The organism is Ottowia beijingensis (assembly GCF_013423955.1).
Lineage (GTDB): Bacteria > Pseudomonadota > Gammaproteobacteria > Burkholderiales > Burkholderiaceae_C > Ottowia > Ottowia beijingensis.
Genome location: NZ_JACCKX010000001.1, coordinates 17935 through 34128, shown reverse-complemented (window position 1 = coordinate 34128; position 16194 = coordinate 17935). Strand labels below are relative to the sequence as shown.

The window sequence follows — 16194 nt, the reverse complement described above, 5'->3', positions numbered from 1 at the left end:
GATTGTGCGGGAGTAGCTGCGTTTTTCGTAGCATTTTTTGATAAAGGATTCTTGCCATCGCTACCAATTTTCGTGACCGCCGCCACCGGGAGGAGCGCGCGCATCGTCTGAACCGTGAAATCATGGCTCCCGAGGTTCGCCTCAACGGCCCCGACAACGAACCCCTGGGCATCGTGCCCCTGCAGGAGGCGTTGCGCATGGCCGGTGAACTGGATGTGGACCTGGTCGAGATCGTCGCCACGGCCACCCCGCCTGTCTGCCGCCTGATGGACTATGGAAAGTTCAAGTACCAGGAGCAGAAGAAGGCCGCCGAGGCCAAGGCCAAGCAGACGGTCATCGAGATCAAGGAAGTCAAGTTCCGCCCCGGTACCGACGATGGCGACTACAACATCAAGATGCGCAACATCCGCCGCTTTCTGGGCGATGGCGACAAGGTGAAGGTCACGCTGCGCTTTCGCGGCCGCGAGATCACGCACCAGGAACTGGGCATGGCGCTGCTGAACCGCATCCGCGACGAACTGGCCGACAGCATCATCGTCGAGCAGTTTCCCAAGCTGGAAGGCCGCCAGATGATCATGATGATCGCCCCGGCGCGCAAGAAGCCCGCAGGGGTGCAGCCGGCAAGCCGGCGGCATCGGAGCAGCAACCGGCGGCCGCCTGAGCGGCTGGCGGGTTTCAAAGACAGTTTGAAGAGATTTGCCGGGTTCGCCCGGCGAACCGGCAGGTTGCAAGGCCTGCCAACGGCGGCGCGCTGCAAGGCGCGGCCGCCCAAGAAGTGGCTCGGGGCCAACAAGGGTGCAAAGCAGTTTTGCGCACGCCTCGCGAGCACAAGCAAAAGGAGCATTTGAAATGCCCAAAATGAAGACCAAGAGCAGCGCGAAGAAGCGTTTTCGCGTCCGTCCGGGTGGCACCGTCAAGCGCGGTCAAGCCTTCAAGCGTCACATCCTGACCAAGAAAACCACCAAGAACAAGCGCCAGCTGCGTGGTGCGGTGAATGTGCATGAGACCAACATGGGTCACATGGCGCAGATGCTGCCCTTTGCCGGCCTCTGATCAACTGACGGACAAGGAGAAAACACATGCCTCGCGTCAAACGTGGTGTAACCGCCCGTGCTCGTCACAAGAAAGTGCTGGCCCTGGCCAAGGGTTTCCGTGGCCGCCGCAAGAACGTCTATCGCGTCGCCAAACAGGCGGTGATGAAGGCGAGCCAGTACGCCTACCGTGACCGCCGCAACAAGAAGCGCGACTTCCGTCGCCTGTGGATCGCCCGTATCAACGCCGCCGCGCGTGAATGCGGCATCACCTACAGCCAGTTCATCAACGGCATGAACAAGGCCGGGATCACGCTGGACCGCAAGGTTCTGGCCGACATCGCCGTGCACGACAAGGCCGCTTTTGCCGGCATCGTGGAGCAGGCCAAGGCCAAGCTGGCCTGATTCCGGCGCCGCCCGCATACTACGTTTTCAATAGCTGGTTGCGCAGGCGGTTCAAGGGGTTGAGGCCGATTAGGCTTCAATCCCTTTTTCATTTTCAAAAGACGTTCCCGCCGCTGCACCGATGAGTACCGCCACCGCCTCCGAAGACCTTCGCGACCTGGTTCAAAGCGCCAGTGACAGCTTTGCCCGTGCCACCACGCCGGCCGATCTGGAGAACGCCAAGGCGCAGTTCCTCGGCAAGGCAGGCCGGGTGACCGAACTTATGAAGGGCATGGCGCAGCTGTCGGTCGACGAGAAGAAGACCCGCGGCGCCACCATCAACCAGGCCAAGCAGGCCATCGAGGCGGCCCTGAACGCGCGCCGCCAGGCCCTGGCCGATGCCGAGCTGGAGCGCCAGCTGCAGGCCGAGGCGCTGGACGTGACCCTGCCCGGCCGCGCGCGCGGGCAGGGCGGCCTGCACCCCGTCAGCCTGGCGTGGGAGCGCATCGAGCAGATCTTCGGCAGCATGGGCTTCGACGTGGGCGACGGCCCGGAGATCGAGAACGACTGGTTCAACTTCACCGCGCTGAACAACCCGCCCAACCACCCGGCGCGCTCGATGCAGGACACCTTCTACGTCGACATGAACGACGACGAGGGCCATCCGTACTGCCTGCGCACGCACACCAGCCCGATGCAGATCCGCTACGCCACCGCGCACGCCAAGCGGCACGCGGCGGCCCTGGCGGCGGGCGAGATCCCCGAGGTGCGCGTCATCGTGCCCGGCCGCACCTACCGCGTCGACAACGACGCCACGCACTCGCCCATGTTCCACCAGGTCGAGGGCCTGTGGCTGGGCGAGAACGTGAGCTTCAAGGACCTGAAGGTCACCTACCTGAATTTCTGCAAGGCCTTCTTCGAGACCGACGACCTGGTGCTGCGTTTCAGGCCCAGCTACTTCCCGTTCACCGAGCCCAGCGCCGAGATCGATATCCGGTTCCAGACCGGGCCGCTGGCCGGCAAGTGGCTTGAAGTTTCCGGCTCGGGCCAGGTGCATCCGCAGGTGGTTCGCAACATGGGGCTCGACCCGGAGCGCTTCATCGGCTTCGCCTTCGGCTCCGGCATCGACCGCCTGGCCATGCTGCGCTACGGCGTGAACGACCTGCGCCTGTTCTTCGAAGGCGACGTGCGCTTTCTGTCGCAGTTCCGTTGATATGAATTCAGGAGCTGCTTGCGCTTGCCACATATGGATTTCAGTATAAAAACTATTTGAAATCGTTTGTGGACAAGCGCAAGCAGCTATCAAAAAGTAATCTGACCCTTTGCCATGCAATTTCCTGAATCCTGGTTGCGCGAGTTCTGCAACCCGCCCCTGACCACCGAACAACTCGCCGACGTGCTGACCATGGGCGGGTTCGAGGTGGAAGAGGTGCGCCCGGTGGCGCCGCCGTTCACCCAGGTGGTGGTCGGCGAGATCAAGCAGGCCGAGCAGCACCCCAACGCCGACCGCCTGCGCGTGTGCCAAGTCGACGTGGGGCAGGGCAGCTTGCTGAACATCGTGTGCGGCGCGCCCAACGCCCGCGCCGGCATCAAGGTGCCGTGCGCGCTGGTGGGGGCCGAGTTGCCGCCGGGCGAAGATGGCAAACCTTTCGCCATCAAGCTGGGCAAGCTGCGCGGCGTGGAAAGCCAGGGCATGCTGTGCTCGGCCCGCGAGCTGCAACTGTCGGACGACCATGGCGGCCTGCTGGAGCTGCCCGCCGATACCCCCGTGGGCCAGAACATCCGCGACACGCTGCGGCTGGACGATGCCGTGTTCACCCTCAAGCTCACGCCCAACCTGGGCCACGTGCTCAGCGTCTACGGCGTGGCGCGCGAGCTGTCGGCGCTGACGAACACGCCGCTGACCACGCCCGCCATCGCGCCGGTGGCGATGGGTTCGTCCAGGGTGCTGCCCGTCAAGGTCAGCGCGCCCGACCTGTGCGGCCGCTTCTCCGGCCGCGTGATCGAGAACGTCAACACGCAGGCGGCCACGCCGGCCTGGATGGTCGACCGCCTGGCCCGCTGCGGCCAGCGCAGCGTGACGGCGCTGGTCGACATCTCGAACTACGTGATGTTCGAGTACGGCCGCCCGTCGCACATCTTCGACCTCGACAAGATCCACGGCGCGCTGGACGTGCGCTGGGGCCGGGCGGGCGAACAGCTCAAGCTGCTGAACGGCAACACCGTCACCGTCGACGAGACGGTGGGCGTGATCGCCGACGACCGCGAGGTCGAATCGCTGGCCGGCATCATGGGCGGCGACGCCACGGCGGTGTCGGACGACACGAAGCACGTCTACGTCGAAGCCGCCTTCTGGTGGCCTGACGCGGTGGCCGGCCGTTCGCGCCGTTTCAACTTCTCCACCGACGCGGGCCACCGCTTCGAGCGCGGCGTCGATCCTGATCTGACGGTGGCGCACATCGAGCGCATCAGCCAGCTCATCGTCGACATCTGCGGCACGCCCGCCACCGTGTGCGGCCCCATCGACGACCAGCAACCGGCCATGCCGCAGCCCGCGCCCGTCACGCTGCGCGTGGCGCGCGCGGCCAAGGTCATCGGCATGCCGCTCACGCAGGCGCAGTGCGCCGACGTGTTCCGCCGCCTGGGCCTGCCCGTGAGCGAAGGCGAGGGCACGGTCACCGTGACCCCGCCCGCCTACCGCTTCGATCTGCGCATCGAGGAAGACCTGATCGAAGAGGTGGCGCGCCTGGTGGGTTACCAGAACCTGCCCGAAGCCGCGCCGCTGGCGCCCATCGTGCCGCGCGTGCGGTCCGAATCGCGGCGCGGCGCGTTCGCCGTTCGCCGTGCGCTGGCCGGCCTGGGTTATCTGGAGACGATCAACTTCAGCTTCGTGGATGAAGCCTGGGAGCGCGACCTGGCCGGCAACCCTGATCCGGTGCGCCTGCTCAACCCCATCGCCAGCCAGATGAGCGTGATGCGCTCGTCGCTCATGGGCTCCTTGCTGCAGGTGGTGAAGCACAACACCGACCGCCGCGCCGACCGCGTGCGCGTGTTCGAGGTTGGACGCGTGTTCACGCGCGATGCGGCGGTGCCCGCCAGCGACAGCACCGTGCGCGGCATCGCGCAGCCCATGCGCGTGGCCGGCGTGGCCTACGGGCCGGCCAGCCGGCAGGGCTGGCAGGGCAAGCAGGCCCCGTCGACTTCTTCGACGTCAAGGGCGACGTCGAGGCGCTGCTCAGCCCGCGTCAGGCGGTGTTCGAGCGCGCCGAGCACCCCGCTGCACCCCGGCCGCAGTGCCCGCGTTCTGCTGGACGGCCAAGCCATCGGCTTCGTCGGCGAACTGCACCCGCGCTGGCGCCAGCAATGGGAGCTGCCGCAGGCGCCGGTGCTGTTCGAGCTGGCGCTGGACGCCGTGATGGCGCGCCAGTTGCCACACGCCGAACCCGTATCGCGCCGCCAATCGACCGAGCGCGACATCGCCGTCGTGGTGCCGGAAGGCGTGACGCACCAGCAGTTGATGCAGGCGGTGCACGCTGCGCCCAGCGAGGGCCTGCTGCGTGGCGCCACGCTGTTCGACATCTACCGCCCCAAACCCGGCGGCGAAGCCGCTGCCCACATGGCCGCGGCCGAGAAAAGCCTGGCAGTGCGCCTGGTGCTGGCCAGCGACCAAGACACATTGACCGACGAGCGCATCGACGGCGTCGTCAAAGCCGTGGTCGAGCGCCTGCAAGCCGACCTGGGCGCGCGGCTGCGCGGCTGAGCGCAGTCGATCAACCCGGGAGACATGCATGACAGCGCAGCCCACTGATTTTCTGGCCCTGGCGGTGGACAGCCTCGAAACCTCGGCACTCACCAAGGCGCAATTGGCCGAGATGTTGTTCGAGCAGATCGGCCTGAACAAGCGCGAATCCAAGGACATGGTCGACGCCTTCTTCGACGTCATCAGTGCGGAGCTGGTGGCCGGTGGCGAGGTCAAGCTGTCGGGCTTCGGCAACTTCCAGATGCGCGTGAAAGCGCCCCGCCCAGGTCGCAACCCGCGCACCGGGGAACTGATCCCCATCGCGGCGCGCCGGGTCGTGACCTTCCACGCCAGCCAGAAGCTGAAGGATCAGCTGCAGGCAGATGCAGCACCGGTGCGGCGCCCGACCTTGCTTGAAGTCGTCGCACGCGCAGCTTTGCATACCCCTGTTCAGGGGTTGACCAGGCCTGATGCCACATGCGGTGTGGCCGGACTTTCCAACTTGCGCTAATCTAGAAAGTTCGCTGCGCAAGTTCGTGATTTTCAATGGAGAAGAATCTCCCCGATCCCCGCCAAACGCTACTTCACCATTGGTGAGGTGGGCGATCTGTGCGGCGTCAAGCCACACGTGCTGCGTTACTGGGAGCAGGAATTCACGCAGCTGCGTCCCATGAAGCGGCGGGGCAACCGGCGCTACTACCAGCACCACGAAGTGCTCATGATCCGCCGCATTCGCGAACTGCTGTACGACCAGGGGTTCACGATCAACGGTGCGCGCAGCAAGCTGCAGGAACTGGCGCAGCATGAGCGTGATCGCGCACGCGCCGGCGAGGTCATGCTGCATGGCGTCGACGAGTTCGACGCTGAAGAGCCGATTCCCAGCGAGTTCGGCGACAGCGTCGCGTTCGACGAACTGCAGCTGATGCCCGAGCAGATCCGCGAAGTCGAGCGCGAGCTGAAGGAAATCCGCGATCTGCTCACCATCTCGCAGTGGCACGATCTGCACACGCTATAATGGCAGGCTTGTCGGCGTGTAGCGCAGCCTGGTAGCGCACTTGCATGGGGTGCAAGGGGTCGCGAGTTCGAATCCCGCCACGCCGACCAACCCACACAAGGGGCTACAGCTATTGAAGCTGTAGCCCCTTTCTTTATGCCCCAGTGCGGGCAACACTCAAGCCGCCTGAGCCCGAGCGCATTGGGTGTTGGTCGGTCAAGCTGGCTGAAACTTCGATACCCTGAGAACGCCGCAGTCTTGCTGGCCAGATGACGCCCCCAAAGAAAAAGCCCGCTAGCGTTTGCATAGCGGGCTTTCCTTGCCTTATATGGCTCCCCGACCTGGGCTCGAACCAGGGACCTGCGGATTAACAGTCCGACCGCGCTGTATTCACGATAGTCCGCCTTCGGTTGCCGTTGATGGAAATTCCCTATGTGTGACAGTAGTTTGCGTCTAGAATGAGTTTGCATTTGTTCGCGCTGATCCGCATTCAGCCGCCGACAAACGGCAACCATACGGCAACGAGATCGGCGCCGGGGCGACAGACGGACTACAGGGAGCGGGATCAAGGTGGCACTCTCCGACCGAACGATTCAGGGCGCGAAGCCCAAGACACTGACGGGCAGCGATGGCGGCACACGGCTGGTCGACAACTGGCTATCTGACGGTGGCGCGCGCGGCGGGGCGGCTTTGCGTCCGCATCCAGCCCAACGGCAAGAAGCTGTTCTACTTCCGCGCCTCGGGCGCTGCGGGGCGGCAAAGCCTGCCGCTGGGCGAGTACCAGCAATCGGGGCGCGGGGCCTGACGCTGGCGGCTGCGCGCGACGAGGCGAACAAGCTGACCGCGCTGCTCCGGGCCGGTGTGACCGACCTGCGGGCACACCTTGAAGCTGAGCAGCGGGCGATCGAGCGGGAACGCATGGCCGCCGATGAGGCTGAGCGCCAGGCCCGGACCGAAGCCACCCGCGGGACACTGCGGGCGCTGCTTGCCGGGTACACCAGCGGCCTTGAGCGCGCGGAGAAGGTCGATTGGAAGGACGCGGAAAGCATCCTGCGCCTGCACGTTCTGGAGCCATTCCCCGAGCTGGCAGACCGCAAGGCGGCAGAAATCAAGCCGGCCGAACTGCGCCCGGTGCTGGCGCGGCTGGTCGACGCCAAGAAGGGGCGCACAGCCGGCAAGGCGCGCAGCTACCTGCATGCCGCCTACGCGGCGGCCATTCGCGCCGACTTCGACCCCGACGCACCGCAGTCGCTGTGCGGGTTCCGCATCGAAAGCAACCCGGTGGCGGCCATGCCGTCCATGGCCCACTACAACAAGGCCGGGCAACGGGTGCTGAGCGAGGCCGAATTGCAGGCCTACATGGCCAGGCTGTCGGGGTTGAGCACGATGACGCGCCTGGCGCTGGAGCTGGACCTGATGTTGGGTGGCCAGCGTCCAACCCAACTGCTGCGCGTCACCTCTGCCGACGTGGACGTGACGGCCGATCCGGGGAAATCGTGCTGCTCGATGGCAAGGGCGCGCGCAAGCAGGCGAGGGTGCACGTGCTCCCGCTGGTCGGCCGCGCTCGGGAAATTGCGCATTCCACTGATGGCGGACAGTGATTCCATTCCCATCGCGGACAGCGTTCCAGGCGATGGCGGACACGTTGCGCGGGTGTCCTGAGTGACGCTCAAATCGTAGCCGAAGTGTCCGCCATCAGCGTGGAATGGCGGTCGGCGCGGCCGGCTCAGACGGCCTTGGTGAGCTTGCGCATCGACTCGCCCTTGAGGGCTATCTTGTGCGAGCCGTGCACGATGCGGTCCAGGATGGCGTCGGCCAGCGTGGGCTCGTCCAGCCAGGCGTGCCAGGCCGTCACCGGCAACTGGCTGGTGATGAGCGTCGAGCGCGTGCCCACCCGGTCGTCCAGCAATTCCAGCAGGTCGTTTCGCTCGTGCGCGGCAATCGGCGCGATGCCGAAGTCGTCCAGGATGAGCAGGTCCAGCCGCGCCAGTTGCGCCAGCCGTTTGCCCAGGCTGCCATCGCCGTGGGCCACGTGCAGCTCCTGCAGCAGCCGTGGCGCGCGGGTGTAGAGCACCGAGAAGCCCAGGCGCGCGGCCTGCTGCCCCAGTGCGCAGGCGAGCCACGTCTTGCCGCACCCGGTGGCGCCGGTGAGCAGCACGTTGTGGCCATGGCGCAGCCAGTCCCCGCCGGCCAGGCTGGTGATGACCTCTCGGCTCAGGCCCCGGCTGGCGCGCCAGTCGATGTCCTCCAGGCAGGCACTGGAGACCTTCAGGCGGGCCGCCTTCAACAGGCGCTCCAGGCGCTTGCTGTCACGCCAGTCCACCTCGCGCTGCACCAGCAGCGCCAGGCGTTGTTCAAAGGGCAGCTCGCTGGCCGTGATGTGGGTGGCCGCGTCGCTGAGGGCGGCCACCATGCCGTCCAGGCGCAGGGCGCGCAGTTGGTTCAAGGTCTGTTCGTTGAGCATGGTTCTTCCTTGTTAGGTTTGCTTGCACGTTGGAGTTCAGTGGTAGTAGCCCGGCCCGCGCACGTTCTCGTGCAGCGGCAGGCTCGCCTGTGCGGCCATCGGCGCATCCAGCGGCCGCTGGTCCAGGCCGCAGCCCAGGATGGAGGCGATGCTCTTGTAGGACGGTGAGCGAATCGACTGCGCCCGCGCACAGGCGGCCTCCAGCCGGTCAGCCCCGTACTCACGGCCCAGGCGCATGAGGCCCAGACAGGAGCGGTAACCCTGCTCGGGATGCTGGCGGTGCTCCATCTGCCAGCGCACCACGGCGGCGGTGGCCGCGCCCACGCGCTCACCCCAGGCGATGAGCTTGGCCGGCGTCCACTGCAGGTGCGCCCGGTGCGAGGCCGGCATGTGCTCGGGCGTGGTGGTGTGTGCACCCCGTCGGGGATTGAGGGCGTGGGCGGCCACGCGTTTGCTGCCGTGCAGGACTTCGAGCGTGCCGGCCGTGATGCGCAACTCCACCGGCTCACCCACCAGGGCGTGGGGCACCGAGTAGTAGTGGCCATCGAGCTCAACGTGGTAATCGATGTTGACGCGGGCGGGTTTGAAGCGCGCGATGGGCATGCGCACCGGCGGCAGGGGGCGCAGGGCTGGCCGGTCGAGTTCGGCGAAGGCGCTGGTGCGGTTGCCCGGCAGCTTCTTGAACGCGCGCTGGTTCAAGTCCACCAGCAAGGCGGCAATCGCCCGGTTGAGCTCGGCCAGGCTGAAGAAGGTCTGGTGGCGCAGCCTGGCCAGAATCCAGCGCTCGACCACCTGCACAGCGACCTCCACCTTGGGTTTGTCGCGTGGCTTGGCCGGGCGCGCGGGCATCACGGCCAGGCTGTAGTGCGCACAGAGCTCTTCGAGCAGGCGGTGCGCGGTGGGCTCGTAACGGTCGGGTCGGGCCATGAGGGCGCGCGGCTGGTCAGGCACCAGCAGGCGGGGCACGCCGCCGATGAACTCCAGCGCGCTAATGATGCTGGCCACCCAGTCGGTGGCCTTCTGGCTGGCGGTGGCGCAGGCGTAGGTGTAGTTCGATGCGCCCAGCACGGCCACGAAGACCTGGGCCTGGCGTATCTCGCCAGTGTCGGCATCCACCACGGGAACGGTCTGGCCGGCGTAGTCCACAAAGAGCTTGTCACCGCCCGTGTGGGTCTGGCGCATGGAGCGCTGCAGGCGCCGGGCCCAGGCCTTGTACTTCTCGCAGAAGGCGCTGTACTTGTACGCCTGCCCGCTGTGCTGTTGCTGGTATTCCTCCCAAAGCAACTGCAGCGTCACGCCAGGTCGGCGCAGTTCGCGGTGGATGTGGGCGTGGTCGGGTTCAAGGTGCCGGGACTCGCGCGCCACGGGTGGCTTGTAGAGCCGGGCCTGGAGTTCGTCGTCGTTCAGGCTCTGGGCCAGTGCCCAGTCCACGCCGGCCACGCGCGCGTAGCTGGCTATCTCGCTGACAGTGGATTTGGAGATGCCGAGGGCGGCACCGATTTGACGGGTGCTCAAGGCCCCGCGGTGCAGCAGTTGCAGTGTGTGTCGTAGTTTGCTCATGGTGACCCTGGGTGTGGGCATCGCTGGTTCCGGTCAAAAAACCGGGCAGCGTATGCCGCGTTCGGGTCACTCAGAACACCCCGCAGGTGTCCGCCATCAGTTTGGAATGCTGTCCGCCTTCAGCGTGGAACACTGTCCGCCATCACGCTGGAACACTGTCCGCCATCAGCATGGAATCGTGTCCGCCATCGCGTGGAATACGCAGGAAATCGTTGCCGAGGCGCTGGCGCTGCACCCGAGCGGCCCGCTGTTCACCAACATGGATGACGGGCACGGCAAGGCGATCCCGGTCAGTGTCGACACGCTTTCGGCGGCGGTCACGGAAATGTCGAAGGCCATGGTCAAAGCCGAAGAGGCGCGCTCGTCGTTCTCCCTTCGAGACATCCGCAGGACCTGCGAAACCCAGTTGGCCGCCCTGGGCGTGAGCAAGGACGTGCGCGGCCAGTTGCTCAGCCATGGCCTGGGCGGCGTGCAGGACCGGAACTACGACCGGCACAGCTATTGGTCCGAGAAGGTGAGGGCGCTCAAGTCCTGGGAGAAGCGCCTGAAGGCCGTGGCACAGGGGAAGAACGAGAAGGTCACGCCGATTCGGCGAGGGGTTCACGCATGATTGCGGCAGCGGGCATCAAGCCGAGCGAGATGATTGCGCGGTGGGCAGAGGAACAAGCGTTTCTCGCGCGCGCGGTTGATCGAATCCCCTACGCCATGCGCCTGCACCATTACAGATGCTTGCAGCGGGTAGAGAAGTTGATCGCGCAGCACAGAATCGTTACCACGGTGCCGCGCCTGACGAGCGCTTATCGGCAACTCTCCAAGAAGAGTCTCTACGGGGCTGGTGCGCTGGGTGACCTCGGGGCGCGCCCACTGGGGATACTTTTTCTCACGCACGGCGACGAGGAAATCACGGCTCCGCTGGGCCTCCTTCTGGCCGTGCACGATCTCGTCGCAGCGGTGGATCGGATCGTGCAGTTCGATGCGACCAAGTACCTGAGCCCCGCTGTGCACCGCCAGGCTCAACGCAAAAACGCCAAGCGCGGCCGGCCGAACGCCCGGACCAGAGAAGAGAAGCTGAGGGACATTGGCAGGGAGCTGAAGCGCCGTGGCTGGATCGCTGGCAAGCGCAACCAGGACTTGCTCGTCAAAACGATGATCCTCTACGACTGCTGCGAGAAGGACGTGAGGGATGACCTTGCCCCTGTTTCGTGTAGCTCTTAACCCACGGTTCACGCGGCCTTTTTACGCTGTGCCTCGTACCAGCGCTGCTCGTACTGCATCGGGCTGAGGTAGCCCAGCGACGAATGCAGCCTGCGGTGATTGTAGAAGGCCATCCAGTCCATCACCGCCTGCCTGGCCTGCTCACGGGTAGCGAATTTGCACCCATGTACGCTGGCTGTTTTCAGCCGGCCCCAGAAGCTCTCGGTCGGTGCGTTGTCCCAACAGTTACCCTTTCTGCTCATCGATGAACGCATGCCCCAGCCCTTCAAGGCATCCTGGAACTCATGGCTGCAATACTGGCTGCCCCGGTCGCTGTGGAATATCAGCCCAGGAGGCGGCCTGCGGCGCCACCACGCCATGGCCAGCGCGTCCTTGACCAGGCTGGCCTGCATGTGCGGCTGCAGGCTCCAGCCCACCACCTGACGGTTGAACAGGTCGATGACCGCAGCCAGGTACAGCCAGCCCTCGTCGGTTTGGATGTAGGTGATGTCGCCACTCCAGAGCTGGTTGGGCGCCTCGGGGTTGAAGCGCCGCTGTACCAAGTCGGGCGCCACCGGCAGGCTGTGGCGGCTATCGGTGGTCACCACGAACTTGCGTTTGGTCTTGGCCCTGATGCCGTGCTGCTGCATGAGCTTGCGCACCCGGTCTTTGCCCACTCGGATGCCCCGGGCCAGCAGTTCCTTGTGCATGCGTGGCCAGCCGTATTCCCCTTCACCTCGGCGTGGATGGCGCGCATGTACGCCAGCAGGGCTTCGTCGCTGTGACGCCGGGCAGGTCCACCGTGGCCAGACTCACGCCGGCGCAGCCAGTTGAAGTACCCGCTCGCGCTGACCTCCAGCTGAGGTTGCCCCTGAAAAGTGGAGTTCTTATCCTCTCTTCATGGCCAGAGCGGTCCTGCAAGAGTTGATAGAGTCCTTGCAATCTACCCAGGAGTAAAGCCATGTTGATTGCCCTGCACAAGAACGCCCGCACCACGCCCGCGGTGCGTGCCGAGATCGCAGCCAGCAACGAGCCAGCCAACGTCCTGGCCCTGCGCTTCGGGATCACTGAGCAGACGGTTTACAAATGGAAGAAGCGCGATGTTTTTGCAGACCGCTCGCATACGGCCCATCACCTGCAGACCGTGCTCACGCCTGCGCAAGAGACCGTGGTGCTCCACCTCAGGCGTACCCTGCTGCTGCCCCTGGATGACCTGCTGGCGGTCACGCGCGAGTTCATTTGCCCCCATGTCTCACGCTCTGGCTTGGACCGCTGTCTGCGCCGCCATGGCGCGGGCAACCTCAACGCCCTCAAACCCCAGGAGGCTGCGGTAGCACACAAGGCCTTCAAGAGCTACGAGCTGGCTATGTGCACATGGATGTGAAGTACCTGCCCCAGATGCAGGACGAGCAGCAGGCGCTATCTGTTCGTGGCCATTGATCGGGCTACGCGCTGGGTGTTTGTGCAGCTCAAGACCAACAAGACGGCCGCCAGTGCGCAAGCCTTCCTGAAGGCATTGCACAAGGCCTGTCCACTCAGGATCACCAAGCTGCTGACCGACAACGGCAAGGAGTTCACAGACCGCCTGTTTGCCAGCCGGGAACGCGAACCCAGCGGCAACCATGAGTTCGATCAACTGTGCCAGGAGCTGGGCATAGAGCACCGGCTGACCAAGCCCAGAACACCGAGAACCAACGGTATGGTGGAGCGGTTCAATGGGCGTATTGCAGACGTCCTGAAGACCCACAGGTTCAACAGCCGCGAGGACATGGAGCAAACCTTGTTGCGCTATGTGGCGCTGTACAACCACCAATTGCCGCAATCAGCGCTCAAGAGCAGTACGCCCATGCAGGCCATGAAACAGTGGTATCAGTCGCACCCGCATCTGTTTAACAAGCGACCATATGATCGTCCGGGATGCGACAGTTAGGACGACTCCACTCGGGAATCAGTAGCTTGCGCAGCAAGACCCATAAAAAGCCCGGAAGGCGAGTTGTACGCTCCTCATTCCGGGCTCGAGTGCCGTTAAAGCAAGGGTTAGTCCAGCTTTTCAAGCTTGGCTTCAGCAATTACCTTGGCCCAATGCTGCTGGCACTTGATGTATGCCAGGAAGCCGTCCCGCGTGTTGATGAACGGAATACCGCTCTTTCGCATCTCGAGCTGCGCAAATAATTTGCGAATAGGTCTTGTCACGATTCCGCCGTAAATCCGAGTTTTTGACCAACCGACCCCAGACGTCGTGCTGTTTTCGAAGGCTTTCGCTCATCTCGGCAGCGCTGGAACCCTTTGCGACAAGGCCGAAGCTGGCAAGTGATTCGGCTACATTCCTGCTTCCTAGGGACTGGATGATGCTCTTGTTTGCCTTCGCTATCAGGTCATCAGGTGTAGACGCCGGGGCGAAGAAGCCGAACCACTGCTCCTCGGCAGGATAGCCGTCACCAAATTTCTGTTCGGCGAAGGTGGGGGTTTCTGGTGTGAACGGTGTGCGTCGCACGCCTGATGTGGCTAGAAGCCGCAACTTACCCGATCGCTGAAAGCTCAAGAAATTTCCCGTTGGGGCGATCATGGCGCTGATCTGCCCTCCGACCAAATCGGCTACACCAGGCGCCGCCCCACGGTAAGCCACATGGGTAAGTGGGACTCCTGCTTCTCTGCTCAGCAATGATCCGAGCAAATGCAAGGGGAGCCCGTGCCCGGAGAGCCGAAACTTGCCTGCTGTGGGTTGGCCTTCGCCCAGGCCATGTAGTCTCTCAGTGTCTTGACCTGATCCGGCACCATGGGTCCAACTGCCAGAGCATCTGTGGTCAATGCCCCAACGGAGATTGGGAGGAAGTCTCTGAAAGGATCGTAGTCGAGCTTGTTGTATATGAACGGGTAAAGCGACAACACCGTGTCGGGTGTCAGCAGCAGAGTGTGGCCGTCGGGCGCGGCGGTCTTGATAGCCGTGCAGGCGATGCGCCCTCCAGCGCCTGACCGGTTGTCAACGACCACTGAATTTGCGTAACCCGCATTGACCATGCCTTCACCAACACGTCGGCTGACCGTGTCGACAACGCCACCCGCCGGGAACCCGTTGATCACCTTCAGCACACTTGTCCCTTGCGCCATTGCGCGGGATGTGGAACCAAGTGCGACGATAGCGCCGATTGAATGAATTATCGAACGTCGGTTGAGCATTCTGCTGAAGTCTCCTCTCATGATTGGGCGGTGAATCCAATTTGCTTCACCACGCCGCGCCAGCGCTGGAGGTCTGAGTTCAGGCGCGCAGCCAAGTCTGCCGAGGAGCTCCAGATTGCCTCCATGCCCATTTGCCCATAGGCATTTACGAGCTCGGTGTTAGTCAGAGCGGCCTTGATTGCAGCATTCGCTTGTTGCACCAGCTTGTCCGGGGTGCCTGCTGGTGCAAAGACGCCAAACCACTCAGTCATGTCGCTGAGTGCAATGCCCAGTTCCTTGAACGTCGGTGCATCCGGCAGAAAGCGTGACCGCGCCTTGCCGGTGACGGCCAGCATTCGGATTTTCCGCTCTTCATGTGGGGCAGGAATTCGCCAAGGGGCGCTGCCACTGCGGGAATGTGTCCGCCTAGCAGATCCAGTAGCGCTGGTTGCGAGCCGCGATAGCCTGTCTGCGTCATTTTCACGCCCGACAGTCGGCCCAGCAGTTCTCCGAGGAAGTGTGGTCCAGATCCGGTGGCGCCGTGCCCGAATGTTGCAGCAGCCTCCGAAGTCTTGATCCATGCCTGGTAATCCGCCATGGTTTTTACAGACTCTGGCACTGCAGAGCCGACGCCATAGCCGAGTTCAGAAGTCGACACGAGGGCAACAGAAACCAAGTCCTTTACTGGGTCGTAGGCAAGATCCTTATAGGTGTGGGGGTAGATCGCCATCATGGAAGCTGGCGTCAGCAGCAGCGTGCTGCCGTTGGGGGCGGCTGCCTTTACATGTTGGATGGCTAAGCGTGCGCCTGCACCAGTGCGGTTTTCTACGACAACAGTCTTCGCATAGTTGCCGCGGATGCCCTCAGCTAACCTGCGGGCGGCCGCATCAGTGGCGCCACCTGCAGCGAGACCGACTACGATGGTGGCCATGCCGACCGGTGGTTCGGCGTGGGCGAGAGTCGGTATGGTGCCTGCGGCGAGCATCCCAATGCTGGTCAATGCATGACGGCGGGTCATTGTCAAATGTGTCATTTTGATGTCTCCTTCATTAAGTGTTCTTCAAGTAGGAACAGGCGATCGTTGCCCCACCACATCTCATTTCCCACGGCCATGGTGGGTACTCCAAAAACGTGTTGCGCGATAGCGTCCTCGGTGGACTTACGGTACGCCTGCAGTCCTGGTTCGCTTTGGGTGAACTCGATGAAATCATCAGAATCCCAGTTCATGTGGTGGGCTACTGACGCGAGGGTTTTTGGGTCATCCGGTGCTAGTCCGAGACCCCAGACGAGACCGTAGGCTGTACCTACATATTCGGCCTCGCAACCCTTACATGGTTCGTAGTACAAGCCAACATTCAGGCTGCTACTGTTGTAGTTTGGCGGGAACGTCAATGGAATGCCGTAAAGGTCAGCCCAACGCGACAAATCCTTGGCAAGATAAGTTAGTTTCACTGGCATGTCGCGGTTGGCAGGCCCTACATTGCCAATGGCCCTCTTGGCATGACTCAGGTCTATGCTCCGAAAATCTATCTGCCAGCCATGACTGGCAGATAGATTCTTCAGGCGATGTTGCGCCAAATAAGCATAAGGACTGAGAAAGTCAAAATAGAAACGAACCTGCACATTTCCATGTGCGGTTATCTGCTCGTGAGCTTTCTTGTTCATGGCGCTC

Annotated in this window: 12 protein-coding genes, 1 tRNA gene and 6 pseudogenes; 13 read left to right on the top strand and 6 right to left on the bottom strand. The window is 63.6% G+C overall.

All coding sequences use genetic code 11. The features are described from left to right. Positions 1 to 47: 47 nt before the first annotated feature. The 10 genes and pseudogenes from infC to H0I39_RS00190 all read left to right on the top strand — a co-directional run. Positions 48 to 611 (top strand): annotated as a pseudogene (gene infC / locus H0I39_RS00235) (translation initiation factor IF-3); the annotation flags it as partial. Positions 612 to 849: 238 nt separating this feature from the next. Continuing rightward, positions 850 to 1053 carry a 50S ribosomal protein L35 gene (rpmI, locus tag H0I39_RS00230; protein WP_028601240.1) on the top strand — a complete coding sequence of 68 codons (204 nt, stop codon included), beginning with the start codon at positions 850 to 852 and terminating at the stop codon, positions 1051 to 1053. A 26-nt stretch (positions 1054 to 1079) separates the two neighbouring features. Continuing rightward, positions 1080 to 1436, top strand: coding sequence for a 50S ribosomal protein L20 (gene rplT / locus H0I39_RS00225; RefSeq protein ID WP_180549164.1), 357 nt, complete (start codon positions 1080 to 1082; stop codon positions 1434 to 1436). Between the two features lie 121 nt (positions 1437 to 1557). Then, complete coding sequence (gene pheS, locus H0I39_RS00220; protein WP_180549163.1) at positions 1558 to 2628, top strand: phenylalanine--tRNA ligase subunit alpha; 1071 nt, start codon at positions 1558 to 1560, stop codon at positions 2626 to 2628. Between the two features lie 114 nt (positions 2629 to 2742). Further along, on the top strand, positions 2743 to 5175 hold the full coding sequence (pheT, locus tag H0I39_RS00215; protein ID WP_257645525.1) for a phenylalanine--tRNA ligase subunit beta: 2433 nt from the start codon (positions 2743 to 2745) through the stop codon (positions 5173 to 5175). A 28-nt stretch (positions 5176 to 5203) separates the two neighbouring features. Beyond that, positions 5204 to 5542 (top strand): annotated as a pseudogene (locus tag H0I39_RS00210) (integration host factor subunit alpha); the annotation flags it as partial. A gap of 210 nt (positions 5543 to 5752) precedes the next feature. Next, positions 5753 to 6169: a MerR family transcriptional regulator gene (locus H0I39_RS00205; RefSeq protein WP_373368239.1), complete on the top strand. Its 417-nt coding sequence runs from the start codon at positions 5753 to 5755 to the stop codon at positions 6167 to 6169. A gap of 12 nt (positions 6170 to 6181) precedes the next feature. Beyond that, positions 6182 to 6258, top strand: a tRNA-Pro gene (locus H0I39_RS00200). A gap of 518 nt (positions 6259 to 6776) precedes the next feature. Then, complete coding sequence (locus H0I39_RS00195; protein ID WP_180549161.1) at positions 6777 to 6953, top strand: DUF4102 domain-containing protein; 177 nt, start codon at positions 6777 to 6779, stop codon at positions 6951 to 6953. A gap of 56 nt (positions 6954 to 7009) precedes the next feature. Continuing rightward, on the top strand, positions 7010 to 7810 hold the full coding sequence (locus tag H0I39_RS00190) for a hypothetical protein (protein WP_180549160.1): 801 nt from the start codon (positions 7010 to 7012) through the stop codon (positions 7808 to 7810). 64 nt (positions 7811 to 7874) lie between these two features. Here the strand turns inward: H0I39_RS00190 and istB are convergent, their stop codons facing one another. Further along, positions 7875 to 8612 carry an IS21-like element helper ATPase IstB gene (gene istB / locus H0I39_RS00185; protein WP_011805003.1) on the bottom strand — a complete coding sequence of 246 codons (738 nt, stop codon included), beginning with the start codon at positions 8610 to 8612 and terminating at the stop codon, positions 7875 to 7877. 36 nt (positions 8613 to 8648) lie between these two features. Then, on the bottom strand, positions 8649 to 10193 hold the full coding sequence (gene istA, locus H0I39_RS00180) for an IS21 family transposase (RefSeq protein WP_086250723.1): 1545 nt from the start codon (positions 10191 to 10193) through the stop codon (positions 8649 to 8651). Between the two features lie 157 nt (positions 10194 to 10350). On the opposite strand from istA, the gene H0I39_RS00175 reads away from it, so the two are divergent. Further along, on the top strand, positions 10351 to 10782 hold the full coding sequence (locus H0I39_RS00175; protein WP_180549159.1) for a site-specific integrase: 432 nt from the start codon (positions 10351 to 10353) through the stop codon (positions 10780 to 10782). Next, complete coding sequence (locus H0I39_RS00170; RefSeq protein WP_180549158.1) at positions 10779 to 11387, top strand: hypothetical protein; 609 nt, start codon at positions 10779 to 10781, stop codon at positions 11385 to 11387. The genes H0I39_RS00175 and H0I39_RS00170 overlap by 4 nt, the downstream gene beginning before the upstream one ends. Before the next feature lie 8 nt (positions 11388 to 11395). On the opposite strand, the pseudogene H0I39_RS00165 reads toward H0I39_RS00170, so the two are convergent. Further along, positions 11396 to 12225: pseudogene (locus H0I39_RS00165) on the bottom strand (IS3 family transposase); the annotation flags it as partial. Between the two features lie 102 nt (positions 12226 to 12327). Between H0I39_RS00165 and H0I39_RS00160 the strand changes: the two are divergent. Continuing rightward, positions 12328 to 13296 (top strand): annotated as a pseudogene (locus tag H0I39_RS00160) (IS481 family transposase). Positions 13297 to 13428: 132 nt separating this feature from the next. On the opposite strand, the pseudogene H0I39_RS00155 reads toward H0I39_RS00160, so the two are convergent. The 3 genes and pseudogenes from H0I39_RS00155 to H0I39_RS00145 all read right to left on the bottom strand — a co-directional run bounded on the left by H0I39_RS00155 (position 13429) and on the right by H0I39_RS00145 (position 16187). Beyond that, positions 13429 to 14384, bottom strand: a pseudogene (locus H0I39_RS00155) (tripartite tricarboxylate transporter substrate-binding protein). A gap of 176 nt (positions 14385 to 14560) precedes the next feature. Further along, positions 14561 to 15453: pseudogene (locus tag H0I39_RS00150) on the bottom strand (tripartite tricarboxylate transporter substrate-binding protein). Positions 15454 to 15551: 98 nt separating this feature from the next. Beyond that, positions 15552 to 16187 (bottom strand): 2-hydroxychromene-2-carboxylate isomerase, encoded by a 636-nt coding sequence (locus H0I39_RS00145; protein ID WP_257645523.1) that lies wholly within the window; start codon positions 16185 to 16187, stop codon positions 15552 to 15554. Positions 16188 to 16194: the final 7 nt, after the last annotated feature.